The following is a 25,313-nucleotide window of genomic DNA, read 5'->3' as shown; positions in this document are numbered from 1 at the left end:
GGACGAAGTATGAAGACATTTCCAGTCAGTATTGTAACTCCTGATGGACCGGTTTACGAAAAAGAAGTAGAAATGGTAAGTGTAAAAGCAGAGAGTGGGGAAATGGGGATTTTACCAGGTCACATTCCAACTGTTGCACCATTAAAAATTAGTGCAGTTCGTCTGAAAAATGGTGGACACACTGATTATGTAGCGGTAAGTGGTGGCTTTATCGAAGTTCGTCCAGATAAAGTAACTGTATTATCATCATCTGCTGAAGAAGCAAACCATATCGATATCCATCGTGCAAATGAAGCGAAGCGTCGTGCTGAGCAACGTCTGCAAGATAAACAAGCACATGTTGACTTTAAACGTGCAGAAATGGCATTACAACGCGCTGTGAACCGTTTAAACGTTTCCGATATGAAATAAAAAAATCCGTAAAGGCAAAGCCTTTACGGATTTTTTTTATGTAGTTAATGGATAATTTTACAAAAATGGTATAATTATATTGGTGCTCGTATAAGTAGAGAATGTACAACAATTTATAAAGGGGATGAATAAATGATCGGTGAAATGAAGCGAGAAGCATTGCACTCTTTAAAAGGAAAATGGGGACTAGGTGTTGGATCAACGATTTTATATCATATTGTAAGTTACGTCGTTTCAATGGCTGTAATGCTTATAGTATTAATTCCAGGAGTTATAATATTTATTTTAGCATCTATTTTAACTGGTTCAATTGAAGAAGAAACAATGGCAATTGGAGCTGCTATTACGTTTGGGGTTTTTTACTGCCTTATGATAATTTTAAGTTATGCGGCTTATGGCATTACCACATATGGTCATACGAATTTGTTTCTACAAATAAGCAAACGAGAAGATGCTAGAGTGGATTATTTATTTGAAGGATTTCGTGGCTTTAAAAGAATGATGAAAACAATGTGGGCTATGCTTGCAATTTTGTTATATACAGGTACATGGGTTCCGATGTTAGGAACGATTGTATTTGGGCTATTAGGTTTTCTTGATGAGAATGCAAATCCATCATTTATAATTGTTTTCTTTATTTTATTAGCTATTTCGTTTATTGTAATGGCTATTTTGTATTTTTCATATTCGATGACATATTATGTGATGGTTGAAAAACCGGAATACAGTGTTTCGCAAGCAATGAAAGAAAGTAAGAATCTGATGAAGGGGCATAAATTAGATCTATTTCTTTTATGGCTAAGCTTTATAGGGTGGGCTATTTTAGCGATTTTTACACTTGGAATAGGTTTTCTATGGCTTAGTCCGTACGTGAGTACAACGACAGCGCATTTTTACCGCTATATTTCAAAGGGTGAATTGCAGTAGGAGTATGCTATACTAATAGAATTATTGTGTATAGGAGGCGAGGCTAAACATGATTAGTGATTTAAAAGGAGAAGCGCTGGATTCATTAGAAGGGAAATGGGGCTTAGCTGTCGGGGCAACATTACTGATTTCGATTCTTATTTCAGCTTTTAGTTTAAGTATTGATTTCATTTTTGCTCAGGTTTGGGATTGGAAAGAAGTAAAAAGCTCACTTTCAGTAGACGTCATTACAATATTGATAGTAGGTCCATTAACGCTAGGTGGTTATTGTTTAGCGCTGCATATTATTCGTGAAAAAGAGGCGCGTATTGGGCATATATTCAGATGGTTTACAGAGGGAAGTAAGTTTATAAAGTCATTTTTATTATATATAGTAGTAAATATTTATCTGTTTTTATGGTTTTTACTATTTATTATTCCAGGCATTATTAAATCATTTTCTTATGCGATGACGTACTTTATCATAAATGATCACCCTGAGTATTCTATAAATCAAGCGATTACAGAAAGCCGTCGTATGATGGATGGACATAAGATGGAGTATTTCATTTTATGTTTGAGTTTTATTGGTTGGTTTATATTAAGTTGTATTACACTCGGGATTGGATTCTTATGGCTAATTCCATATTTTTATACGACGTCAGCAGCTTTTTATGAAGAGATTGCAGAGGAATATTACGAGAAAAAAATTCCGACATTATAAAGTGAGTCGGACACTCTGCGTCGATGAATAGCTTTGTAGTCCGCAAATAGCATGATAAAAACACCTAGTATGAGTTATTGGTTCATACTAGGTGTTTTTTGTAGAAATTTTATAAATTGATGACTAGTAAGTGGTTTACTGAAATAGTAACCTTGCATATATTTACAGTTGTTCTTTTGTAGAAACTTAAGTTGTTTTTCTGTTTCAATTCCTTCAGCAACGACAGATAGGTTTAACGTATTTGCAAGAGAAAGGATAGTGGAAACGATGGCCCTTTCTTCAGGGCGATGATCGGCGAGTTGTGTAAATTCTCTCGGTACTTTTAATGTATCAATAGGGAAAATGGATAAATAAGCAAGAGAAGAATAGCCGGTTCCGAAGTCATCGATGGACGTTTGAATACCATATTCCTTTAATTGTTTTAGCTTTGATAACGTTTCCTTTTCATCGATCATTGCAATTCGTTCTGTTAATTCAAGTGTTACATCTTTTGGATCGACTTTAACGTCTGTTATTATTTGTAAAATGTTCTCGATTAAATTATTTTGCTGGAACTCTTTAGCTGATAAGTTAACACTTATTTTTAAATCTTTGTAGCCAAAAGTATGCCATATTTTTAGCTGACGACAAGATTCATTTAATACCCAATGACCAAGTGGAATGACTTGAGGAGTCTCCTCTACAATTGGAATGAACTCACATGGCGGAATGTCACCAAGGAGTGGGTGTTTCCAGCGTAGTAATGCTTCAGCACCAATAATCTTTTTCGTAGTAATATCAATTTGTGGTTGATAGACAAGATAAAATTCTTCGTTTACTAAAGCGAGTGGTAAATCTTTTTCAATTCGAGCTTTTCTTTCCATTTTTTTATACAATTCTTTCGTGTACAGAGAGCTACCATTTTTCCCTTTATTTTTTGCTTCGTACATGGCCATATCAGCATGCTGTAAAATCGATAATGGATCTTCACCTGCTTCAGGGTATATGGCTATCCCGATGCTCGGTGAGATTTGTAAATGTTGATTTTCAATTTCGAATGGTTCGTTCATGGCTGCTACAATTGTATCAGCTATTTTTTTTACATCTGGCCTCTTTTTATAATTTTCGATTAGGATTGTGAACTCATCTCCAGCTAATCGGGCAAGCTTCATATTTGGTGTCGCTATACTTTCGAGTCTTTTTGCTACTGCAATTAATAGAAGGTCTCCTACCCTATGACCGAGGGTATCGTTAATAACTTTAAAGCGATCTAGGTCAAGAAACATAACAGCAAAAGGCATTTTTGATATTTTGGATCGCGCAATTGCTTGTTCTACATATTGATGAAATGCACGTCGATTTGCAAGCTCTGTTAGTGTATCATGATAGGCTAGAAAGTTAATTTGTTCTTGTTGTTGTTTGCTTTCCGTAATATCTTTAATCATTAAATACACTCCAGAAATATGATCCTTTAAAAAGATAGGAACAGCTGTCACATGCAAGTAGTAAATATCTCTATTTTTATGATATGCCCGTATTTCTAAAGAAATAGATTTCCCCTTTTTTACGCGATGAAAGGCATTAATGATTTCTTCCAAATCTTCTTCATACGTAAGTGAATAGTAAGGCTGATTTAATAATTCATTCGTTTGATAACCGAGTAAAGTCGTACCAGCGTTATTCACTTTAAGAAAATTACCGTATAAATCTAATGTGAAGATTGGATCTGGATGATGCTCGTATAAAGATTTAAACATTTGTTGGTTATGATATAGTTCATTTTTTTGTTCTACTAAATCTTCTGTACGCAGTTCAATTTGTTTTTCAAGTTCTGAGTTGAATTGCATTTGGGCTAATAATAATATTTTATTTTGCTTTCGAACTAAACTATGGCGAATGAGAACGAAGGAGAAAGTTATCATAAGCCCGATTACTACAATAGGCGCAAAAACGTATTCGACTAATATGAAAACAATAAGCATTACGACAGAAATATAAGGTAACGATAATCGGATTGATTCCCCAAGTTTAGGTGTTAATAGCACTTGTTCTTGTCTTTCAGGTTCTTTTGTATGAAGAATACAGGCAATTGCTACTAGCACTAAAGTTACTTGATAGAGAGGAGTAATTGTAAACATAGAATATTCGGGTGTGAAGTATTTGATATAAGCATAAATCGCATCTGTAGTCGCATACAAAATTAAAGCACTACCAAGGAGCGCACCAACTTTTTTCGGTAATAAGGAAAGTGGTTTGAATAAAAGGTTAATTCCTATGAGAAAAAAGAGTAAATCGGTCATTGGATAGGTAAGTTGAACAAATATGTCGATATAGGATGTTGAAGAAACGTGAATGGTTCGTTCAATAAGTAAGTAGTAACTTAAAGTGAACTGTGCTGTAACAATAATACAAATATCACATATCATAAAAAGCTTTTCTAATAAATCTCGGTTATAAATGATTTCATATAGAAAGGCAAATGCAAAGCTAATTAAAAAAAGTAGATAAAAAAAATCAGACGGATCAACGAATGTATAGTAGTCCTTTAAAATTAAACGTTGATAGGCAACGACGATATCACCAATGAAATAAGAGAGGGTTCCAACACATAAAATGGTCCAAAATAAACGAGGTAACCCTTCTTTCAAGTTTGAAAAATAAAGTATATAACTACAAGCGATAATATCAATGAATAATGTACTCATACCAATTAATATTTGAAAAGGAAATGAGTATTCATATAGAAAAGGCATTGTTACGTAATGAATCATTATAGATAACAATATAATGCTTATAAGAATGCTTACATGTGTTTGTTTTTTCATTTATCTCACCCACGGTATATACATATAAATTCCTCTTTTTATTTTTTATAGTTTCTATACTTATTTTGCACAGGTATAGCCAGTTATAAAAATAGATTTTAATAATTCTCGTTTCTGTCCCCAACATATCGACATAGGAATTTGAAGTTTGCTATAATGATTAAAATAGTTGCATTATTTAGAAAAATTTAAAAATAATAATTACTGCAACTAGGACATATTGTTTACTAAGTGAACTTGTTCTTAATTTAGGGGGGAGGGTTTCACAATGGCAAGTGTATATGAAAATAGTTATATGATCGTTTTGATTTTCTTGCTATTAGGCATATTGCTTCCGGTAGTGGCTCTTACATTAGGAAGGATGCTGCGCCCAAATAAACCAAGTGCAGCGAAAGCGACGACGTATGAGAGTGGGATTGAGCCTTTTCATGATGCAAATATTCGGTTTCATGCTCGTTACTATATTTTTGCTTTATTGTTTGTCATCTTTGATGTAGAAACTTTATTTTTATATCCATGGGCTGTTGCATATGACAAGCTCGGTTTATTTGCATTGATTGAAATGCTCATCTTTGTTGTAATGTTGCTAGTTGGGTTAGCGTATGCTTGGAAAAAGAAGGTGTTACAATGGTTATAAATTTTGAGGAATTACATCCAAATGAGCGAGCGGAATTAGAACGAAATATCTTTTTTTCTACATTGGAACAGTTGAAAGGATGGGCGCGAAGTAATTCTTTATGGCCAATGACATTCGGACTGGCATGTTGCGCAATTGAAATGATGGGAGTAGGTTCATCACATTATGATTTAGATCGATTTGGGTCATTTTTTCGGACTTCACCAAGGCAATCGGACGTTATGATTGTATCGGGAACGGTAACGAAGAAGATGGCTCCTATTGTTCGGCGCTTATATGATCAAATGCCTGAACCAAAATGGGTTATTGCAATGGGATCTTGTGCGACAGCAGGTGGTCCATATGTAAATTCGTACGCTGTTGTAAAAGGTGTAGATCAAATTGTACCAGTTGACGTGTATATCCCTGGTTGCCCACCCAATCCCGCTGCTTTAATTTATGGAATTAATAAATTAAAAGAAAAAATTCGTTACGAGGCAAAGACGGGGAAGCAGGTGACGAATAAATGAGTGATCCAAACAAAGATTTAGAGGATTTGAAAAGAGAAGCGGCTAGGCGTGCGAAAGAAGAGGCGAGAAAGCGTCTCGTTGCGAAACATGGTGGGGAAATAAGTAAACTTGAGGAAGAAAATCGCGAAAAAGAGAAAGCGCTACCAAAAAATGACGATATGACTATAGAAGAAGCAAAACGACGTGCAGCCGCGGCGGCAAAAGCAAAAGCGGCGGCGTTAGCGAAACAGAAAAGAGAAGGAATAGAAGAAGTAACGGAAGAGGAAAAGGCCAAAGCGAAGACGAAGGCGGCAGCAGCCGCAAAAGCGAAAGCGGCGGCGTTAGCAAAACAAAAAAGAGAAGGAACAGAAGAAGTAACGGAAGAGGAAAAGGCCAAAGCGAAGACGAAGGCAGCAGCGGCTGCAAAAGCGAAAGCGGCGGCGTTAGCGAAACAAAAAAGAGAAGGAACAGAAGAAGGAACAGAAGAAGAAAAGGCCAAAGCAAAGGCGAAGGCAGCAGCAGCCGCAAAAGCGAAAGCAGCGGCGTTAGCGAAGCAAAAAAGAGAAGGAACAGAAGAAGTGACGGAAGAAGAAAAGGCCAAGGCGAAAGCGAAGGCAGTCGCCGCCGCGAAAGCAAAAGCAGCGGCGCTAGCAAAGCAGAAAGCTTCGCAAGGTGATGGGGATTCGGGAGATGAAAAGGCGAAGGCAATTGCAGCAGCGAAGGCGAAAGCGGCAGCGGCTGCAAGGGCGAAGACGAAGGGTGCTGAAGGTAAGAAGGAAGAGGAAGCGAAGCAGGAAGAGCCATCTGTGAATCAACCGTATTTAAATCAGTATGTTGAAGTTATTAAGGGAAAAGTAGGAGAGGGTGCTTTAGTAGATTGCTACATTAATAAACTTTCCAAAGATGTGCCAACTCTTGTAGTGGAGCCCTCGGAATATTATGAAGTAATGGAGTTACTGCGATCCCATGAGGAACTTGCATTTGATTATATGTCAGAGTTACATGCGACGGATTTTGTGACACATATGGAAGTGTATGTTCATTTATTTTCATATGGAAAGAAACAGTCAGTAGCGGTAAAGGTGAAGCTGGATAGGGAAGCGCCGCAAGTAGAATCAGTGACAGCGCTTTGGAAAGGGGCGGACTGGCCAGAGCGGGAAGCGTATGATTTGCTCGGTATTGTATTTAAGGGACATCCGAATTTATCGCGTATTTTAATGCCCGATGATTGGATAGGACATCCGCTTAGGAAAGATTATGAGCCGTATGATGTGGAGGTGTAGCTAATGATCCGTACGGAAGAAATGCTTTTGAATGTAGGTCCTCAGCATCCAAGTACGCACGGTGTGTTCAGGCTTGTTATTAAGATTGACGGGGAAATTATTAAAGAAGCTACACCGGTTATTGGATATTTGCATCGCGGGACCGAAAAGATTGCGGAGAGCTTACAGTATACGCAAATTATCCCTTATACAGATCGGATGGACTATTTATCAGCCATGACGAATAATTACGTCATTTGCCATGCTGTAGAGACGATGATGGGGCTTGAAATCCCGGAGCGAGCCGAATACTTGCGAGTACTTGCAATGGAACTTGGAAGGATTGCAAGTCATCTCGTTTGGTGGGGGACAAATCTTCTAGATATAGGAGCGGTCAGCCCGTTTTTATACGCGTTCCGTGAGCGGGAGATGATTATTAATTTATTAAACGAATTATGCGGTGCCCGGCTTACTTTTAACTATATGAGAGTCGGCGGTGTAAAGTGGGATGCGCCGGACGGTTGGATTGAAAAAGTGGAAGAATTTGTTCCGTATATGAGAGAGCAATTGGCGGGTTACCATGATCTCGTTAGTGGCAATGAGATTTTCTTAAATCGTGTAAAAGGCGTTGGTATATATAGCGAAGAAGATGCAATTTCGTATTCTTTAAGCGGAGCGAATTTGCGGTGCACCGGAGTAAACTGGGATCTTCGCAAGGATGAACCGTACTCCATTTACGACCGTTTTGATTTCGATATTCCTGTTGGGAGCGTGGGAGATGCTTGGGATCGCTACGTTTGCCGCATGCAGGAAATTGAGGAGTCCTTAAAAATTGTCGAGCAAGCTGTCCAGCAGTTCCCGAAAGAAGGAGCAGTACTTGCGAAAGTACCGAAGATTATTAAGGCTCCTAAAGGGGAAGCATTCGTCCGTATAGAGTCGCCGCGAGGAGAGATTGGTTGCTATATTGCTAGTGACGGAAAGAAAGAGCCATACCGTTTGAAGTTTCGCAGGCCGTCTTTTTACAATTTGCAAATTTTACCGAAGTTATTGAAAGGTGAAAACATCGCCAATTTAATTACGATTTTAGGTGGAGTGGATATTGTACTTGGGGAGGTTGATGGCTAATGATTGAAACGCTCTTACAATCACCTTCTAGCTGGACGAATTTCTTCATTTTTTTCGGATTAGCGGTGCTCCTATTATTTGCAGTCCTTGGCTTCGTTACATATGGTATTTTGGCAGAAAGGAAAGTGATGGGTTTTATGCAAGGGCGGATTGGGCCAAACCAAGTTGGAGGCCGGTTTGGTCTGCTGCAAACGGTAGCCGATGTTTTAAAACTATTACTGAAAGAGGATAGTATTCCGAAGGCGGCAGATAAACCGTTATTTATATTAGCGCCTGTCATTGCATTCGCTCCAGCATTTATGGTGCTTGCAGTCATCCCGTTTACTGATAAATTTCAGTTCGCAGATATTGGCGTAGGTTTACTGTATTACATTGCTGTTTCTGGCATTACGACGATTGGTGTCGTAACCGGAGGATGGGCATCGAATAATAAATATTCCCTTTTAGGGGGGATGCGCGCAGCGGCGCAAATGATTTCTTATGAAATTCCGCTCGTAATGAGTGTAATTGGGATCGTTTTGTTAGCTGGTAGCTTAAATTTAAATGAAATCGTAGCAGCGCAGGAGAATGTTTGGTACATTTTCGTGCAACCAATCGGTTTCGTCGTATTTTTAATCGCAGCGGTAGCAGAGTTAAATAGGACGCCGTTTGATTTACCAGAAGCTGAGTCGGAGCTTGTTTCTGGATATCATACGGAATACTCAGGGTTTCGCTGGGCGTTTTTCATGCTTTCAGAGTACGTATATTTCTTCGGGATGGCATCTTTAATTACTGTGCTCTTTTTAGGCGGATGGAATCCAGTTATGTTCCTTGGCTTCATCCCAGGTGCCGTATGGTTTGCTTTAAAGTTTAGCAGTGTAGTTTTTCTGTTAATTTGGTTCCGCGTTACGTTTCCGCGTATAAGAGGTGATCAGTTAATGGAGTTTGGCTGGAAAGTATTATTGCCAATTGCACTTGCAAATATTTTCTTAACGGCATTGATTAAGGAGTTATTCTTCTAATCTATGAAGGGGGTGCCAGTAAGAGATGAAAGGGCTATTTAAAGGATTAAAATATACACTAAGCAATTTGAGTAAGAAGAAGGTGACTTATGATTATCCGAATCAACCGTTGCCATTGCCAGATCGTTTTCGAGGGATTCAAAAGTTTTATCCAGAAAAGTGTATCGTTTGTAACCAGTGCTCCAACATTTGTCCGACAGACTGTATTCAGTTAACGGGGAAAAAACATCCGGATCCTACGAAAAAAGGAAAAATTATCGACACGTACGATATTAATTTTGAAATTTGTATTCTTTGTGATTTATGTACAGAAGTTTGTCCGACAGAGGCGATTGTTATGACAAATAACTTTGAACTCGCGGAATATTCACGAGATGACTTATTTAAAAATTTGCAGTGGCTCGATGAAAACGATGAAAACGTCAGGAAGGAGAATAAAGCATGAATGGCGAGTTTATAGCATTCTTTATACTATCCTTGTCTGCAATTATCGGCGGCGTTCTTATGTTGAATTTAACGAAAGTCATGCATATGATGCTAGCTCTCGTTCTGACATTTCTCAGCATTGCAGGTTTGTACTTTCTTTTATCAGCTGAATTTATCGGGGTTGCACAAATTTTACTTTACTCGGGTGCGATCACCATTATTATGATTTTTGGCATTATGTTAACGAAACATAATGCAGAAAATGAATCTCGTCTTACTCTTCGAAAATGGATTATCTTCTTTGCGGTTGTAGCATTTGGGGCAGTTATGTATTTCGCTGTTAACAATATTGATTTTGCAAATGAAAGCACACAAGGAAGTTTACCTCTCCATGAAAAAAACACACTTCAAATCGGTACACTTCTCTATTCAAAATATATTATTCCATTTGAGCTAACCTCAGTTATTTTACTTGTAGCACTTGTTGGCGCAATTATTCTTGCGAAGAAGGATGAGAAAGAGGAGGATTCCAATGAGTAGCGTTCCTGCTTCTGCATATTTAACGCTTGCGATTATTTTATTTTGCATCGGTTTATTTGGAGCTTTAACGAAGCGAAATACAGTGATTGTATTAGTTTGTATTGAATTAATGCTTAACGCAGTCAATTTAAATTTAGTAGCGTTTAGTAAATTAGGTTTGTTCCCAAATGTAACAGGGCAAATTTTCTCTCTGTTTACGATGGCCGTAGCAGCAGCGGAGGCGGCGGTAGGACTCGCCATTTTAATTGCTTTATATCGTAATCGTACGACAGTTCATGTAGATGAAATGGATACGCTCAAAGGATAACATTGTGACCGAAAAGGGGGAAGGAAACAATGATCGATTATGCATGGCTCATACCGCTTTTCCCGCTTGTTTCGTTTTTGTTATTAATTATATTCGGGAAGAAAATTAGAGAAGGAAGCAGTGTACTTAGTATTTTCTTCGTCTTTCTCTCCTTTATATTTGCGGTACTTGTATTAATAGAAAGATTTACGACAGTACCAGTGAAGCATAAGTGGGTATGGCTTAGAGCTGGAGATATTGATATATCATTTGGCTTTGAAGTGACAGCATTAGGGGCTTTAATGTTGTTTATCGTTACACTTGTGAGTTTACTTGTACACGTGTATTCGAAAGGTTATATGAAAGGTGAGGAAAGATTACCAACCTTTTATGCCTATTTAGGACTCTTTACATTTGCGATGCTCGGGCTTGTTATATCACCGAATTTATTACAGCTTTATATATTTTGGGAGTTAGTCGGCCTTGGTTCGTTCTTACTCATCGGTTTTTATTTCTTTAAAGAAGAAGCGAAGGCTGCTGCGAAAAAAGCTTTTATTATGACACGTATTGGCGATGTCGGTTTATTTATTGGGATGATCTTAATTTTCTGGCATGCAGGTAGTTTTGAATATGACGCAATTTTTAGAGCGATTCATACGGGTGATCTGACTCCGACAATGATTACAATAACGGCGATATTAATTTTTATCGGGGCGATGGGGAAATCAGGTCAGTTCCCGCTTCATACGTGGTTACCGGATGCGATGGAAGGGCCGACGCCTGTTTCGGCACTTATTCATGCGGCGACAATGGTCGCAGCTGGCGTATATTTAGTGGCAACGATGTTTCCGCTATTTTCAGCAAGTGCGGTGGCGATGCAGACGGTAGCAATTGTTGGCGCCTTCACTGCAATCTTTGCAGCTTCCATCGGTCTTGTACAAACGGATATAAAGAGAGTACTTGCTTATTCTACAGTTAGCCAGCTCGGGTATATGATGCTTGCACTCGGATCTGCCGGTTATGTAGCTGGTGTGTTCCATTTAACGACACACGCTTTTTTTAAAGCGCTACTATTTTTGGCAGCAGGAAGTGTCATTCATGCAGTGCATACGCAAAACATTAATAAAATGGGCGGTTTACAGAAGAAGATGAAAGTAACAGGTGCCTTATTTTTAATCGGTACTCTTGCAATTAGTGGTGTGCCACTCCTTTCCGGTTTCTTTAGTAAAGATGAAATTTTAGCTGCAGCTTGGATGAACGGCAATTATGTTTTATTCGTCTTAGCGATACTTGCAGCATTCCTAACAGCGTTCTACATGTTACGCCTATACTTTCTTGTCTTTACTGGGGAAGCGAAGACGAAGGAAGATGTGCATGAATCGCCCCGCATCATGACGTATCCGATGATTGTCCTTGGCGTTCTTGCAGTCGTGGCAGGCTATATAAATACACCGTGGTTTGGAACGTTTCTCGGGGATTGGCTTACGAAAGATGTAGCGTTTAAAGTGCGAGAGGCACACGGACCAGTTTGGATTATGATTGTTGCGACGCTCGTTTCTTTGACAGGGATTGCTCTTGCATATGTCATATATGGCAAGAAATCTATTGCTAGAGATTGGGCTGGTGGCGAGGACTCGCCTCTTTATAAACTTTTGAAAGAAAAATATTATGTGGATGAACTATACAATATGACGGTGCTTCCTATTACGAAAGGAATCGCTCATGTGCTTCGCCTATTTGAAGTGTATGTAGTCGAAGGAATTGCCGTTTTAATAGGGAGTTTAGTGAAAGGGATAAGTGCAATTGGCTCTAGACTCCAAAACGGAAATGTACAAGTGTACGGGACTGTAACAGCTGTTTCACTGGCAGTACTCTTCATTATTTTGCTCTATACGGGAGGGGATTTACGATGAATGATTTGTTATTAACGTTCTTCATTTTTTCCCCGCTTTTAGGAATTCTCTTACTTACATTAACACCGAAAAAAGAATCGCGTACAGTGCGAGCGCTCGGTTTATTTGGAACGGTGCTTCCATTCGGAATGGCTATCGTCCTCGCTTGTACATATGCTTCCGGAAAGAGTTTGTCTCTATTTGATGAAAAAGTGAAATGGATTAAATTTGGGGATTTTGCAGCGGTGGATAAAAGGTGGTTTTCCATTTATTACGAACTTGGTATTGATGGTTTATCGCTCGTTATGATGGTACTGACGGCCCTTCTAGCGATGCTTGCAGCAATTGCGGCATTTACGATTAAAAGGAATTTGAAAGCATTTTATATGCTATTACTCATGTTAGAAATAGGGATGCTCGGTGTCTTCGCTGCTCAAAATTTAATGTTGTTCTTTATCTTCTTTGAAATTACATTGCCACCGATGTTTTTATTAATTGGGAAGTGGGGGAAATTGTCGAGTGAAAAGGCTGCTTATAGTTATTTAATATATAACGGTATTGGCTCCGCTATTTTGCTTATCGTTTTCTCGGTTTTATTTGCGAAAACAGGTACAACAAATATTACAGAGCTTAAAGAAATATTAACGAGTGTAGGTGCTGGTGGAGGAATGGCTGTCCCAAATAGCTTACAGTTCGGCTTGTTTCTTAGCATAATGATTGCTTTTGCGATTAAACTACCCGTTTTCCCGTTACATCGCTGGATGGTCAATGTACATATTGAAGCACATCCGGCTGTCGTTATGCTTCATGCAGGTGTTTTACTGAAGATTGGAGCATACGGTATAATCCGCTTCGGACAGGGACTATTTCCGGAATACTTTCGCGAGTTTGCAACGCTCATTGCGATTTTAGGAGTTATCAATTTATTGTACGGAGCCTTCTTAGCGCTCATTCAAACAGACTTTCGGAAGGTGCTTGCTTATTCTAGTATTTCGCATATGGGTATTGTATTAATGGGCCTTGCGGCGTTAAATGCACCAGGTACACAAGGCGCTTTATTCCAAGTTGTTTCGCACGGTTTAATTGCAGCCTTACTCTTTTTCTTACTTGGTGTTATAGAACAGCGTTTTGGAACATCAAATATTACAGCGCTTGGCGGACTTGCAAAAAGTGTACCAGTACTTAGCGGTTTCTTCTTAGCGGGAGGAATGGCATCGCTTGGATTGCCGGGAATGTCTGGATTTGTTAGCGAGTTTCTTGCCTTTCTCGGTTTATTCCAAGCGGAGCCAGTTATTGCTGCGGCCGGAGTACTTGGCATCATTTTAACCGCTGTATACGTATTAAGAGCAACCCTTCAAGTAACATTTGGTAAGAAAGAGTGGGAAGCGAAAGCTGATATACACGGATGGGAGTATGTCCCGATTTTGCTACTTATCTTCTGTATTATTGCAATTGGAGTAATGCCAGAAATACTAGGGGATCCGCTTCAAAATACATTGAAAACATTGGGGGTGAAGTAGGGTGGATATGAATACGTTACTTAGCTTATCATGGCATCTCATGGTGCCAGAATTCATCATTCTCGGAGCTGCCATCCTTCTTTCCATATGTGATTTGTTTTTTAAGCTGAACCATAGGTATGTAGCGCTTGGTGCAATCGCAGCTATCGTATTAGCGATCGTATCATTAATTACGCTATACGGTGAACCAGCGGGAGATATTTTAAATGGATCGTTTGTGTTAGATGGATTTTCAAAAGGATTTAAAACGTTGTTGTTAGGCGGGGCTGCTCTCATTTTATGCATCGCAATGAGCGATGATAAGAAAAATCCAATTGAAGATAAGGGAGAATATTATTACTTATTTTTAATGGCGCTCCTTGGGGCGATGTTTATGGCTTCTAGCGTTGATTTCATTACACTTTTCGTCGGTTTAGAATTGCTTTCACTTTCTTCCTACATTTTAGTAGGAATACGAAAAAAGAACCGTGCATCAAATGAGGCAGCAATGAAATATGTCATTAATGGAGGAATTGGAACGGCAATTACGCTCTTTGGAATGAGTTATTTATACGGCATCACAGGATCAACTAATATTGTGGATATGCAAAAGGTATTTGCTGGGGAACTGGCTGGTGGCATTCAATTATTGCTAGCTCTTGCATTTTTACTATTACTCGTTGGGCTCTCATTCAAAATTGCTACAGTGCCGTTTCATATGTGGGCGCCTGATGTGTATGAGGGAGCGGCTACACCTGTTACTGCTTTTCTTGGAACAATTTCTAAAATTGCTGGGTTCTTACTCATTATGCGTCTGTTCCTCATGGTTTTTGCAAGTGTATCGGTGCAAGGAGACATGCAATCTTTATATGGACGTATGAGCATATACATCGCTGTGCTAGCTAGTATTACGATGATTATTGGAAATGTAGTCGCATTAAAGCAATATAACGTAAAACGCTTATTTGCTTATTCAGGAATCGCGCATGCAGGATATTTACTCGTACCGCTTGTAGCATTATCGCCATTTACGATGGATAGCATGTGGTTTTACATGCTTGCGTATATGCTTATGAATATAGGCGTGTTTGCAATTATCCACGCCTTAATCTTACAAAGCGACAAAGAAAATATCACCATTTTCACCGGATTATATAAAAGGTCGCCATTTACAGCAATCGTGATGACGATTTTTATTTTATCGCTAGCGGGGATACCAGGAACAGCTGGTTTCATTGGGAAAATTAACATCTTTTTAGGGGCCCTTCATGTAGAGCCAGCTCATTACGTACTAGCTTCTATTATGATGGGGACGACAGTCATTTCATTCGTATATTATTTCCGTATTTTACAGCAAATGTTTTTCCGTACGGGAGAAGTAGAAGAGAAAATTCGTTTGCCACTCAATATAAAGGTTGTGATGAGCCTTTGCGCAATTTCGATTGTAATACTAGGGATTATGCCGATGATTGGATACAATTTCTTTTATGAATATTTTCCATTAATGAAAGATTTCTTCTTCTTAGGGAACGTGGTACAATAGTGAAAATAAAAGGTGTGGAGTCGTTACTCTGCGCTTTTTATTTTGTGTGAATTACAATTGAAGATGCATATAAGTATACGCTTTTAAAGAGAAAAATTACGATGTAACATGTAAGATGCTTATTTGTATTTGAAAAAGTGTGGCTTCTACTTATTATGGTATCGTTTTTATAAGATTTCGTAAGTAGTAGCTAGGTAAAAAGGGGTCGGTTTTTTGGCACATCTTTTAGGGCAACAAGCACTGATTGCCATCGTTTCGCATTTATTGTTTATTACCATTACGTGGTGGGCCTTACAAGGTATTCACATTGAGCGTTTAATGAAGCCTGGAAAGGTGATGCAGACGAGAGTATTACTCATCTTAATTACAATTGCAATTGGGACATCTGTAAGTAACTTTTTCCTTGATTATTTAGGCTATTCAAAGAGTTTAACGTATTTAGTAAAGTAAGTGTATAGAACCTCAAATCTCCGTTAACAATGGGGATAGGAGGGGATGAAATTGAAGCTTAAAGCCATTCTTATTGTTGCACTTAGTGTTGTTTTATTTTTGGTTGGATATAGAGAGATGAAACCGATAAGCGATGAACAGAAGATGGAGAGCATGATCGCAGCTGTAGAGAAAAATGATGCTAAAGTAGAGAAATGGTCATGGCTAGCGCGAGAAACAAAAACGATTTCTAATATACATACGTTTCAAAAGTTGTTAAACGATGTGAAGGACAAGGCGAATATTCAAAAGTGGGAATTAGAGCAATCTCCAGATGGATATAAAGCTACATCCTATAAAAAATTTTCTTCCTATGAAGAACGAGTAGTAGTAACTTGGAGTAAGGAAAATACTAAAGAAAACACTTTCATTATCTTTGAAGTAAGCGGGGCGAAATGGGACCCGAAGTATATTCAGAAAACGAATAAAATTTTTAGTGAAAAACCTATAATTTACACTTGTGTTCAAGGTGTACTGAATGATAAGATTGAAGGTGTTTTGCAAAATAAAACCAATCAGGTTTTGAAAGATCTTTCAGCAAGAGCGATCGAACAGATAGAAGAAAGAGCATTTGTGTCAGTCTCCGCATACAATAAAAAGTGGGATGACGCTCTTTCAACAAATAGAGAGAAAATAAATGTGCAAATAGCAATACGTTCTACAGACAACAAAGATACAATTGTGGTTGGCACACCGATCATAACTTCTGAGTATTGAGTGAATAGATACTGAAAAAAGGACACGGAGGGGAATAATTTGGAAAAGATCATCGTCCGTGGCGGAAAGCGGTTAAACGGCACAGTGCGTGTTGAGGGCGCAAAAAATGCTGTATTACCTATAATCGCTGCAGCCCTATTAGCGAGTGATGGAAAGAATGTACTATCTGAAGTACCAGTTTTGTCTGATGTATACACAATTAATGAGGTATTACGTCATTTAAATGCTGAAGTCGTATTTGAAAATAACAAAGTAACAATCGATGCTTCTAAAGAGCTAAACATTGAAGCGCCATTTGAATATGTACGTAAAATGCGTGCATCTGTTCAAGTAATGGGACCTTTATTAGCACGTAACGGTCGTGCTCGTATTGCACTTCCTGGTGGATGTGCAATTGGTTCACGTCCAATTGACCAACATTTAAAAGGCTTCGAAGCAATGGGAGCAAAAGTACAGGTTGGTAACGGTTTTGTTGAGGCATACGTTGAGGGAGAACTAAAAGGAGCTAAAATTTATTTAGACTTCCCAAGCGTGGGCGCGACAGAAAACATTATGTCTGCAGCTACATTAGCAAAAGGGACAACAATCCTTGAAAACGCAGCGAAAGAACCAGAAATCGTTGACTTAGCTAACTTCTTAAATGCGATGGGAGCGAAAGTACGCGGAGCTGGAACTGGAACGATTCGTATCGAAGGCGTTGATAAATTATATGGTGCAAACCACTCTATTATTCCTGACCGTATTGAAGCGGGAACATTCATGGTTGCAGCGGCAATTACTGGTGGAGACATCTTAATTGAAAATGCTGTACCTGAACATTTACGCTCAATTACAGCGAAAATGGAAGAAATGGGTGTTAAAATTATCGAAGAAAATGAAGGTGTACGTGTTATCGGCCCAGATAAGTTAAAAGCGGTTGATATTAAAACTATGCCTCACCCAGGTTTCCCAACAGACATGCAATCACAAATGATGGCATTATTACTACAAGCTGAAGGAACAAGTATGATTACAGAAACGGTATTTGAAAACCGCTTTATGCACGTTGAAGAATTCCGTCGTATGAATGCTGATATTAAAATCGAAGGTCGTTCTGTTATTATGAACGGTCCAAACAGCTTACAAGGTGCTGAAGTAGCAGCAACTGATTTACGTGCTGCAGCTGCATTAATCTTAGCTGGTTTAGTATCAGAAGGTTACACTCGTGTAACTGAGTTAAAACATCTTGACCGTGGCTATGTAAACTTCCATAAGAAATTAGCTGCATTAGGTGCAACTATTGAACGTGTAAACGAAAAAGTAGAAGAAGTGAAAGAACAAGAAGTTTCTGATCTTCACGCTTAATTGAAATAGTCTCTATGTCTTTTGACATAGAGGCTATTTTTTTGGGCTTATTACTGTTATAGTCAAGAAATTCTATACTTATGCACGTACCAGTAAAAATATTTAGAAAATTTTTGTTTTATATGGTTCCCCTTAAGTATGTTCTAAAAGAAAGAGTTGTTCCATAAGAATGAATGGAGTAAAGCTTTTTCATATTGGGGGAAATAAGATGAAATTTTCAAAGCCACTTTTTATTACAGTAGCGCTTCTCATAGCGCTCGTTATCATTGTACCTGCTGCTCTTGTGATTCCGTTTGCGAAAGCAAAAGTAGAGGAAAAAGCAGCTTCTAAAACTCCTCCAGCGATAGAAAGTATACCAGCTCCAGGGAAAGTGGATACAGCGGTTCAAGTTGCTGTATATCGCGAGAAACAGAAAAAGGTAGAGTCATTACCTATGGAGGAGTATGTGACCGGTGTAGTAGCTTCTGAGATGAATGCCAGTTTTGAAATAGAGGCGCTAAAGGCGCAGGCATTAGCAGCGAGAACATTTGTCGTGCAGCGTATGCTAAGCGGAGGTAAGAAAAACAATGCGGACGTGACAGATACGGTGAAAGATCAAGTGTACAAAAGCAAAGAAGAATTGAAAAAACAATGGGGCAATAACTACGAAAATAATTTGAAGAAAATCGAAGAAGCTGTTTCGAAAACCGCAGGACAAGTTTTAACGTATGAGGGAAAGCCAATCTCAGCATCCTTCTTCTCAACGAGTAATGGCCGGACAGAAAATGCAGCCGATTATTGGGGAAATGATTATCCGTACTTAAAGAGTGTAGATAGTCCGTGGGATCAAGCTTCTCCGAAATTTACGAGTGAGCAAACCTTTACCGTAGCTGACTTTCAAAAACGTCTCGGTGTGAAAGTGTTAGCAGACGGAAAAGTTGGCGATATTAAAGGGCGTACGGAAGGAAAACGTGTAAAAGATGTAGCATTTCAAGGGAAAACATTAACCGGAAGAGATGTGCGTGACAAATTAGATTTACGCTCCTCTGATTTCACGTGGAAACAAGAGGGAGATAAAATCGTTGTTACGACGAAGGGCTTCGGTCACGGCGTTGGCATGAGCCAATACGGCGCGAACGGCATGGCAGCAGAAGGCAAGAAATATACAGATATCGTCGCTCATTACTACAAAGGCGTTGAAATAAAGACGATGAACGATTATGAAGGTAAGTTGATGGTGAAGAAGTAGGTGTCAGGGTCTCCTGGCACCTGCTTTTTGTTTAAAATATCATAATTTTCCATTAATTGTTTGGTATAATAAGATAAAAAGTATTTGGGGGAGACAAAATGGCGTTACTGGAGTTGAAACAGTTAGGTAAGACGAACCAGTTACCGGCAGTTGAACTAAAGGTTGAGAAGGGGCAATGTGTTGTTTTGCAATGTAATAACCATACAGCTAAAGTATTGCACCGCATTATTATTGGTGAGGAAGAAGCTTCAACTGGCAATGTGCTATTTGAAGGTGAAGCGATTGGAAAGAGAAATTATTCTCGCATCGGCTTTTGTTTTTTGAAAGATGAAGCATATGATCGTTTGAAGGTAAAGGAATACTATAAGTTTTTATTAGGGCTGTATGAATCAAATATGAGTATAGAAGAAGTTGTACAATATGTCGGCCTTTTAGATAAATTAAACGTTAAAATAGAAAAACTATCATTTTCAGAGAAACGTCGTCTTCATATTGGACGAGTTATGATCCATAATCCGGATTTAGTTATTTTGGAAGAGCCGGAGCAAAATGTAGATACAGAGAGTACGATTATGATTCGAAAAGCAATTATGAAAATGAAAGAGCAAGGAAAGGCAATTTTTATTACATCATCGTTTCTATCGGACGCCCTTTCGTTAACAGAAGATGTATACATATTAAACAATGATGGTGTGAAAAAAGTAGAAATCGAACAAGAGGAAGCAGAAGAGGTCGATGAAGAAAAAGTCGTTCAAATGATTCCGCAAATGAAGTTAGAAAGAATACCAGCGAAAGTAAACGATAAAATCATTTTATTAGACCCGATGGAAATCCATTTCATTGAAACGCAAAACGGAGTGACACATATTCATGTTCGTGAAGGGGATTTCGTATGCGCATTAACATTAAGTGAACTAGAAGTAAGATTAACAGGTTTTGGTTTCTTTAGATGTCATCGCTCTTACCTTGTGAATTTACAAAGAGTACGAGAAGTAATTACTTGGACTCGTAACAGTTTCAGCTTAATTTTAGACGACGAAAGAAAAAGTTCAATTCCGCTTTCGAAAGGACGAATGGATGAGTTGAAAGGTGTAATTGGGCTATAAGAAGTACTCCAATAAGCTCAAAATACGATTCATTCACCGGTAAAAATACTCCTTTTACCGGTATTTTACTGCGTAAACCCTTTGATTTTCATATGATGGAGTCAAGAAAAGCGAAACAAACAAACGAAAAGCGCTAAAGCGACTTTCATCTATAAAAGCAAAAAACAAAGGGGATGACGAGATGACATTGGCAATTGAAATGAAAGATGTAATGAAAAGCTTCAATGAAAAAACGGCACTTCGAAATGTAAATATTGAGGTGAAGCAAGGAGAAATTTTTGGATTCCTCGGACCGAGTGGATCTGGGAAAACGACGACAGTAAAAATATTAACTTCTCAATTACTTCATAGCGTTGGAACGGTAAAAGTATTAGGGAAAGATATTACAGGGCCAAGCAGCATCGATTATAAACGAATTGGTATTTTAACAGACAACAGTGGCTTATATGAAAGGCTTAGCATTTATGATAACTTACTATTATTTTGTGACTTATACGATTGTAAAAAAGAACGAATCGATGAAGTGCTAGCGCAAGTGAATCTATTAGATGATAAAAAAACATTAGTAAAGAAATTATCAAAAGGAATGAAGCAGCGCGTCACATTAGCTAGAGCAATCCTTCATAAACCAGATATCCTCTTCTTAGACGAACCGACATCTGCACTTGATCCAGTTAACGTACAAAACATTCATAAAATCTTAAAAGACTTAAATAAAGAAGGAACGACAATTTTCTTAACGACGCACAATATGGACGAAGCAGAAACGCTTTGTAACCGCATTGCCTTTCTATGCGGCGGAGAAATTGTAGCGCTTGATACACCAGAGAACCTTCGCTTAAAATACGCGAAAGATCAAATACAAGTCGTGTTAAAGGATAAGAAGAAAGAAACGGTACAAAAAGATGAATTAGGTGCAAAACGCATTTCAGAATGGATGAAAAAAGGCGAGTTACTATCGATTCATTCACACGAACCAACGCTAGGCGATATCTTTATTGAAGTTACTGGGAGGGGATTATAATGACATTTTCAATGAGACGTGTATCAGCTATTTTTAGAAAAGAAGTACAGGATTTTAAGACGAATTCACAAGTGTTGCTAATGGCATCTTTACCAATTATATTTGCATTTATATATAGCAGGTTTGGACAAGGGAGTGCAGGGGTTGGCATTATTACTTTAATGGCCTTTCTATTTGTTGCAGGGTTTGTTCAATCAATGGTAATCGCAGAAGAGAAAGAAAAGAATACGTTACGTGTGTTAATGCTATCACCAGCTTCATCTGTTGAAGTTCTTTTTGGGAAAAGTATATTAACAGTATGTTTAACGTTAGGTATTTCTATTGTAAACTTATTCATTTTGGATGAATTAAGTGGAAATTTCTTATTACTAGCATTTGTTTTCTTATGTGGAACAATTCTATTTACTTTAATTGGAACGATGATTGGATTACTAGCTGAGTCTGTCCCACAAACATCACTAATTGGAATGCCAATATTAATGACGATGTATTTAGCTGTACAATTTGAGCCAATGGTTGAAAATAAAGTAATTAAGACAATGATTAGTTATCTTCCAACATCTCATCTCGAAAAGGCAATTAAAAGCTTAGTAGAGGGTGCAGGATTTAGTAGTATTAGTGGCCATATGATAAATGTTGGAGCTTGGCTTGTTATTTCACTTATTGCATGTTTAATCGTGTATAAAAAGAAACAATTAGATTAAAAACTGAGCCGAAATGCTCAGTTTTTTCTTTTTTCTATCATTTCCTCGGAAATTTTACAATTCCTATACATATTTTTACAGATTTTGTCGAAAAGTAATTAGTTATAGGTTGTATAGGATGCGTGAATATTGTTCAAAATGATTGCTGAGGTGATGATGGAATGCGAGGAAGAAATAATAAAAAGTCGCAAAAGGTAGTACATTTATTTCAAAAAAGATGGGTATTTCCGGCACTATACATTGCTTGTGCAGCGGTAATCTTAATGGTTGCGCTATGGTTCCAAGGAGCTAATCCGAAGAAGACTCCGAACCAAGATCAAGCAACGCCGTATACACAAACGGAAGATCCAGCAGTACCAGTAACGAAGTCTTCAGAAGTAGTGAAAATGCCAGCTCCTGCTAATGCGGAAGTAGTTGTACAGAAGAAGTTCTATGAAGATGCAGCAACTGAGGCGGAACAAGAAAAAGCACTTGTCTTTTATAACAACACATATTCCCCGAACAAAGGAATTGACATTGCTGCGAAGAATGGAAAAGAATTCAATGTTACAGCTGCTTTAAGTGGTACAGTAACGAAAGCTGAAAAAGATTCACTTCTTGGTTATGTTGTAACAGTTGATAGCGGAAATGGTGTAGCAGCTTCTTATCAAAGCTTAGGCAGTGTAAAAGTAGAAAAAGGTGCACGAGTTGTACAAGGTGAAGTATTAGGAAAATCCGGTCTAAGTGCAATGAATAAAGAAGCAGGTTCTCACGTTCACTTTGAAGTACGTAAAGACAATGTGGCTGTGAACCCTGAGCGCTACTTAAATAAGTCAGTAGCAGAAATTAAAGCTGATGCAGGTGCTGCAAAGGCAACGAACGCTTCTGGTAAAAAAGCTGATGACAAATCTCAAAAAGAAGAAAAGTCAACGAGCACGAAACCAGAAAGTAAAACAGAAGACAAGTCTCAAAAAGAAGAGAAATCAACTAGCGGTTCAACTAGTGACAAAAAAGAAGAACCGCAGAAAGAAGAAAAATCAACAAATGGTTCTACAGAATCATCTAACAGTTCTTCTTCACAAGAATAAGAAAGTGAAAAAATCAGTTCTCACTAGGAGAGCTGATTTTTTTATTTCCATATAAAAATACTCAATTTCGAGAAAAAAGTTGCAATAACAAGGAAAAATGACGAGATTCTCGAATATATATTACAAAAAGGAGGGGATACTGTGTCATTTTTGTTTGTTCTGTCGACTGCTATTATTTTATTGTTTGTTTTATTTACTTTATATTATTACATTGCCGGTAAGAAAGAGGTTCCCCACCATCAATTGTTAGAAGAAGAGTTAGAGCGAGAAGAATGACCCCTTGTATACAAGGGGTCATTTTTTTCGCCAAAATAGTCACTGTTAACGTATTTCTCACAAAAAAACGTAATTTTTCTTAACTTAGTCCGCAAAAATAGTGAACATGTAGCATATATCAGTAGTGCGGGCAATACAATGGTATAAACCAAAGCAAAGAGAGTGTTTGAGGTGAGAAATCGTGAATCATTTCATTATAAATCCAAGAATGTTTAACGCTTACAAACAGCACTCACACTTACTTCTAAGTCGTATGCAGCGAGGCTCATTTCACCCTTCTCACATCCAATTTAGGGAGGCGAGTGGTGTGCACGATTACATCAAAGAGAGAACTATCAAGATTGGTAAGTATATCGTGGAGACAAGAAAGACAGTGCGTGTCATTGCAAAGGAGTTTGGGGTATCAAAGAGTACAGTCCATAAAGATTTAACGGAACGTCTACCAGAAATTAATCCAGAGCTCGCAAATGAAGTGAAAGAAATTCTTGATTATCATAAGTCTATTCGTCATTTAAGAGGCGGAGAAGCAACAAAGCAAAAGTATAGAAAAGAAGATGTAGAAAAGCCGGTACGTCAATAAATATGCGATCGTAAACATTCCGTTTCAATTCGGTAATATTTTTCAGAAGAATTCTTTTTGCGAATATTACGTTTCTGTTAAATTTATGATAAAATCAGAAATTAGGTGTAAAAGAATTCGGGTGTAACCTGATTTTGAATATCGAGGAGGAAAAAACGGGAATGTTTGCGCGAGATATCGGAATTGACCTAGGTACGGCTAACGTATTGATCCATGTTAAAGGTAAGGGTATTGTATTAAATGAGCCATCTGTTGTTGCTATTGATCGTAACACAGGTAAAGTATTAGCAGTAGGTGAAGAAGCAAGAAGTATGGTGGGACGTACGCCTGGTAATATTGTAGCCATTCGTCCACTAAAAGATGGTGTAATCGCAGATTTCGAAATTACAGAAGCAATGTTAAAGTATTTCATTAACAAATTGGACGTAAAGAGCTTCTTTTCAAAACCTCGCATTTTAATTTGTTGTCCAACAAATATCACATCAGTAGAACAAAAAGCAATTCGTGAGGCTGCTGAACGTTCAGGTGGTAAAACAGTATTTTTAGAAGAAGAACCAAAAGTAGCCGCAGTTGGTGCTGGTATGGAAATCTTCCAACCAAGCGGTAACATGGTTGTTGATATTGGTGGAGGTACAACGGATATCGCTGTACTATCTATGGGTGATATTGTTACCTCTTCCTCTATCAAAATGGCTGGCGATAAGTTTGATATGGAGATCTTAAACTACATTAAACGTAAGTATAAGCTATTAATCGGAGAACGTACTTCAGAAGATATTAAAATTAAAGTTGGTACAGTATTCCCAGGTGCACGTAGCGAAGAACTTGAAATTCGCGGACGTGACATGGTAACAGGTTTACCACGCACAATTACAGTATGCTCAGAAGAAATTACAGAAGCATTAAAAGAAAATGCAGCTGTTATTGTACAAGCTGCAAAAGGCGTACTAGAGCGCACACCACCAGAATTATCAGCGGACATCATCGACCGCGGTGTCATTCTAACAGGCGGTGGAGCTTTACTACACGGCATTGACATGCTCCTAGCAGAAGAACTAAAAGTACCAGTATTAATTGCTGAAAACCCAATGCACTGCGTTGCGGTTGGTACAGGTATTATGTTAGAGAATATCGATAGATTACCAAAGCGTGCTTTACGATAAAGTGAAAGGAACTAAGGTGTAAACCTTAGTTCTTTTTTTTGTATTTTTATTTTTTTATTTCGATTTTTTGA

General features: G+C 38.2%; 26 protein-coding genes. 25 read left to right on the top strand and 1 reads right to left on the bottom strand.

The genetic code is table 11. The features are described from left to right. Positions 1 to 9 precede the first annotated feature (9 nt). From atpC to EGX95_RS25330, 3 genes are all read left to right on the top strand, one after another. A complete protein-coding gene (gene atpC / locus EGX95_RS25340) occupies positions 10 to 411 on the top strand; it encodes a F0F1 ATP synthase subunit epsilon (protein ID WP_000847211.1) in 402 nt (133 codons plus the stop codon). 132 nt (positions 412 to 543) lie between these two features. Further along, positions 544 to 1,338: a DUF975 family protein gene (locus tag EGX95_RS25335; protein WP_000578800.1), complete on the top strand. Its 795-nt coding sequence runs from the start codon at positions 544 to 546 to the stop codon at positions 1,336 to 1,338. A 49-nt stretch (positions 1,339 to 1,387) separates the two neighbouring features. Further along, entirely contained in the window at positions 1,388 to 2,041 is a 654-nt protein-coding gene (locus tag EGX95_RS25330; RefSeq protein WP_000622456.1) for a DUF975 family protein, read from the top strand. Between the two features lie 74 nt (positions 2,042 to 2,115). On the opposite strand, the gene EGX95_RS25325 is transcribed toward EGX95_RS25330, so the two are convergent. Continuing rightward, complete coding sequence (locus EGX95_RS25325) at positions 2,116 to 4,845, bottom strand: putative bifunctional diguanylate cyclase/phosphodiesterase (protein ID WP_000744974.1); 2,730 nt, start codon at positions 4,843 to 4,845, stop codon at positions 2,116 to 2,118. A gap of 268 nt (positions 4,846 to 5,113) precedes the next feature. Here EGX95_RS25325 and nuoA point away from each other — a divergent pair, with 268 nt between their 5' ends. The 22 genes from nuoA (at position 5,114) to EGX95_RS25215 (ending at position 25,242) form a co-directional block, all read left to right on the top strand. After that, the gene (gene nuoA, locus EGX95_RS25320; protein WP_000179273.1) at positions 5,114 to 5,482 is read left to right on the top strand and encodes an NADH-quinone oxidoreductase subunit NuoA; all 369 of its coding nucleotides are present in this window, start codon (positions 5,114 to 5,116) and stop codon (positions 5,480 to 5,482) included. Then, the gene (nuoB, locus tag EGX95_RS25315; RefSeq protein WP_000236331.1) at positions 5,473 to 5,991 is read left to right on the top strand and encodes an NADH-quinone oxidoreductase subunit NuoB; all 519 of its coding nucleotides are present in this window, start codon (positions 5,473 to 5,475) and stop codon (positions 5,989 to 5,991) included. The genes nuoA and nuoB overlap by 10 nt, the downstream gene beginning before the upstream one ends. Next, positions 5,988 to 7,253, top strand: coding sequence for an NADH-quinone oxidoreductase subunit C (locus EGX95_RS25310; protein WP_001283193.1), 1,266 nt, complete (start codon positions 5,988 to 5,990; stop codon positions 7,251 to 7,253). The genes nuoB and EGX95_RS25310 overlap by 4 nt, the downstream gene beginning before the upstream one ends. Positions 7,254 to 7,256: 3 nt before the next feature. After that, the gene (gene nuoD / locus EGX95_RS25305; protein ID WP_000621449.1) at positions 7,257 to 8,357 is read left to right on the top strand and encodes an NADH-quinone oxidoreductase subunit NuoD; all 1,101 of its coding nucleotides are present in this window, start codon (positions 7,257 to 7,259) and stop codon (positions 8,355 to 8,357) included. Then, positions 8,357 to 9,358 (top strand): NADH-quinone oxidoreductase subunit NuoH, encoded by a 1,002-nt coding sequence (gene nuoH, locus EGX95_RS25300; RefSeq protein ID WP_000573430.1) that lies wholly within the window; start codon positions 8,357 to 8,359, stop codon positions 9,356 to 9,358. Before nuoD ends, nuoH begins: the two co-directional genes overlap by 1 nt. 25 nt (positions 9,359 to 9,383) lie before the next feature. Next, the gene (nuoI, locus tag EGX95_RS25295) at positions 9,384 to 9,803 is read left to right on the top strand and encodes an NADH-quinone oxidoreductase subunit NuoI (protein ID WP_000677191.1); all 420 of its coding nucleotides are present in this window, start codon (positions 9,384 to 9,386) and stop codon (positions 9,801 to 9,803) included. Then, positions 9,800 to 10,324, top strand: a complete 525-nt coding sequence (locus EGX95_RS25290) for an NADH-quinone oxidoreductase subunit J (protein WP_001012803.1) — start codon at positions 9,800 to 9,802, stop codon at positions 10,322 to 10,324. The genes nuoI and EGX95_RS25290 overlap by 4 nt, the downstream gene beginning before the upstream one ends. Continuing rightward, a complete protein-coding gene (gene nuoK / locus EGX95_RS25285) occupies positions 10,317 to 10,631 on the top strand; it encodes an NADH-quinone oxidoreductase subunit NuoK (RefSeq protein ID WP_000100084.1) in 315 nt (104 codons plus the stop codon). Before EGX95_RS25290 ends, nuoK begins: the two co-directional genes overlap by 8 nt. Before the next feature lie 29 nt (positions 10,632 to 10,660). Next, positions 10,661 to 12,523, top strand: coding sequence for an NADH-quinone oxidoreductase subunit L (gene nuoL / locus EGX95_RS25280; protein WP_000568208.1), 1,863 nt, complete (start codon positions 10,661 to 10,663; stop codon positions 12,521 to 12,523). Next, on the top strand, positions 12,520 to 14,022 hold the full coding sequence (locus tag EGX95_RS25275) for an NADH-quinone oxidoreductase subunit M (protein WP_000998915.1): 1,503 nt from the start codon (positions 12,520 to 12,522) through the stop codon (positions 14,020 to 14,022). Before nuoL ends, EGX95_RS25275 begins: the two co-directional genes overlap by 4 nt. A gap of 7 nt (positions 14,023 to 14,029) precedes the next feature. Next, on the top strand, positions 14,030 to 15,544 hold the full coding sequence (nuoN, locus tag EGX95_RS25270; RefSeq protein WP_002081244.1) for an NADH-quinone oxidoreductase subunit NuoN: 1,515 nt from the start codon (positions 14,030 to 14,032) through the stop codon (positions 15,542 to 15,544). 213 nt (positions 15,545 to 15,757) lie between these two features. Further along, positions 15,758 to 15,994, top strand: a complete 237-nt coding sequence (locus tag EGX95_RS25265) for a DUF1146 family protein (RefSeq protein ID WP_000940742.1) — start codon at positions 15,758 to 15,760, stop codon at positions 15,992 to 15,994. A 51-nt stretch (positions 15,995 to 16,045) separates the two neighbouring features. After that, a complete protein-coding gene (locus EGX95_RS25260; RefSeq protein WP_000767904.1) occupies positions 16,046 to 16,750 on the top strand; it encodes a YwmB family TATA-box binding protein in 705 nt (234 codons plus the stop codon). 39 nt (positions 16,751 to 16,789) lie between these two features. Further along, entirely contained in the window at positions 16,790 to 18,094 is a 1,305-nt protein-coding gene (gene murA / locus EGX95_RS25255; protein ID WP_000411260.1) for a UDP-N-acetylglucosamine 1-carboxyvinyltransferase, read from the top strand. 208 nt (positions 18,095 to 18,302) lie between these two features. Then, positions 18,303 to 19,322, top strand: a complete 1,020-nt coding sequence (gene spoIID / locus EGX95_RS25250) for a stage II sporulation protein D (protein ID WP_000672637.1) — start codon at positions 18,303 to 18,305, stop codon at positions 19,320 to 19,322. A 98-nt stretch (positions 19,323 to 19,420) separates the two neighbouring features. Further along, complete coding sequence (locus EGX95_RS25245) at positions 19,421 to 20,428, top strand: LytTR family transcriptional regulator DNA-binding domain-containing protein (RefSeq protein ID WP_001185954.1); 1,008 nt, start codon at positions 19,421 to 19,423, stop codon at positions 20,426 to 20,428. A gap of 181 nt (positions 20,429 to 20,609) precedes the next feature. Beyond that, positions 20,610 to 21,452: an ABC transporter ATP-binding protein gene (locus EGX95_RS25240; RefSeq protein ID WP_000170838.1), complete on the top strand. Its 843-nt coding sequence runs from the start codon at positions 20,610 to 20,612 to the stop codon at positions 21,450 to 21,452. Beyond that, positions 21,452 to 22,156, top strand: coding sequence for an ABC transporter permease (locus tag EGX95_RS25235; RefSeq protein WP_000144475.1), 705 nt, complete (start codon positions 21,452 to 21,454; stop codon positions 22,154 to 22,156). Before EGX95_RS25240 ends, EGX95_RS25235 begins: the two co-directional genes overlap by 1 nt. A gap of 161 nt (positions 22,157 to 22,317) precedes the next feature. Then, a complete protein-coding gene (locus tag EGX95_RS25230; protein WP_001214942.1) occupies positions 22,318 to 23,223 on the top strand; it encodes a stage II sporulation protein SpoIIQ in 906 nt (301 codons plus the stop codon). Between the two features lie 141 nt (positions 23,224 to 23,364). Next, positions 23,365 to 23,499, top strand: coding sequence for a hypothetical protein (locus EGX95_RS25225; protein WP_000008903.1), 135 nt, complete (start codon positions 23,365 to 23,367; stop codon positions 23,497 to 23,499). A gap of 307 nt (positions 23,500 to 23,806) precedes the next feature. Beyond that, on the top strand, positions 23,807 to 24,079 hold the full coding sequence (gene spoIIID / locus EGX95_RS25220; RefSeq protein ID WP_000544012.1) for a sporulation transcriptional regulator SpoIIID: 273 nt from the start codon (positions 23,807 to 23,809) through the stop codon (positions 24,077 to 24,079). Between the two features lie 161 nt (positions 24,080 to 24,240). After that, on the top strand, positions 24,241 to 25,242 hold the full coding sequence (locus EGX95_RS25215) for a rod shape-determining protein (RefSeq protein ID WP_000457987.1): 1,002 nt from the start codon (positions 24,241 to 24,243) through the stop codon (positions 25,240 to 25,242). Positions 25,243 to 25,313: the final 71 nt, after the last annotated feature.

Origin of the sequence: Bacillus sp. FDAARGOS_527 (assembly GCF_003812125.1) — a bacterium.
GTDB lineage: Bacteria > Bacillota > Bacilli > Bacillales > Bacillaceae_G > Bacillus_A > Bacillus_A paranthracis.
Note: the sequence above shows the minus strand (reverse complement) of the source record. Positions and strands in the feature narration are given on the sequence as shown.